Below are 1,201 nucleotides of genomic sequence, written 5' to 3' on the forward strand. Positions count from 1 at the left end.
CGCAGCGTTGTAAAACGCCTGTGGGTTGTGAGGTTAAGCGACTAAGCGTACACGGTGGATGCCCAGGCAGTCAGAGGCGATGAAGGACGTGCTAATCTGCGTAAAGCGACGGTAAGGTGATATGAACCGCTACAGCCGTCGATGTCCGAATGGGGAAACCCGGTGCACTCTGTGCATCATTGCAGCATGAATACATAGTGCTGCAAGGCGAACCGGGGGAACTGAAACATCTAAGTACCCCGAGGAAAAGAAATCAACCGAGATTCCCCCAGTAGCGGCGAGCGAACGGGGAGCAGCCCAGAGCCTGAATCAGCTTGTGTGTTAGTGGAAGCGTCTGGAAAGTCGCAGGGTACAGGGTGATACTCCCGTACACAAAAGCACACATGCTGTGAGCTCGATGAGTAAGGCGGGACACGTGGTATCCTGTCTGAATATGGGGGGACCATCCTCCAAGGCTAAATACTCCTGACTGACCGATAGTGAACCAGTACCGTGAGGGAAAGGCGAAAAGAACCCCGGCGAGGGGAGTGAAACAGAACCTGAAACCGTGTACGTACAAGCAGTGGGAGCCTTCTTTATGGGGGTGACTGCGTACCTTTTGTATAATGGGTCAGCGACTTATATTCTGTAGCAAGGTTAACCGTATAGGGGAGCCGCAGGGAAACCGAGTCTTAACTGGGCGTTAAGTTGCAGGGTATAGACCCGAAACCCGGTGATCTAGCCATGGGCAGGTTGAAGGTTGGGTAACACTAACTGGAGGACCGAACCGACTAATGTTGAAAAATTAGCGGATGACCTGTGGCTGGGGGTGAAAGGCCAATCAAACCGGGAGATAGCTGGTTCTCCCCGAAAGCTATTTAGGTAGCGCCTCGTGAACTCATCTTCGGGGGTAGAGCACTGTTTCGGCTAGGGGGCCATCCCGGCTTACCAACCCGATGCAAACTGCGAATACCGAAGAATGTTATCACGGGAGACACACGGCGGGTGCTAACGTCCGTCGTGAAGAGGGAAACAACCCAGACCGCCAGCTAAGGTCCCAAAGTCATGGTTAAGTGGGAAACGATGTGGGAAGGCACAGACAGCCAGGATGTTGGCTTAGAAGCAGCCATCATTTAAAGAAAGCGTAATAGCTCACTGGTCGAGTCGGCCTGCGCGGAAGATGTAACGGGGCTAAACCATGCACCGAAGCTGCGGCAGCGAC

Annotated in this window: 1 rRNA gene (cut by a window edge); it reads left to right on the top strand. The window is 53.5% G+C overall.

What is annotated here, in order from left to right:
* Nucleotides 1-31: 31 nt before the first annotated feature.
* Nucleotides 32-1,201: ribosomal RNA gene (locus NR201_RS22435) — 23S ribosomal RNA — on the top strand; it runs 1,831 nt beyond the window's last position.

This window comes from Pantoea sp. Fr-CA_6, from assembly GCF_024520895.1.
Taxonomy (GTDB): domain Bacteria; phylum Pseudomonadota; class Gammaproteobacteria; order Enterobacterales; family Enterobacteriaceae; genus Pantoea; species Pantoea agglomerans.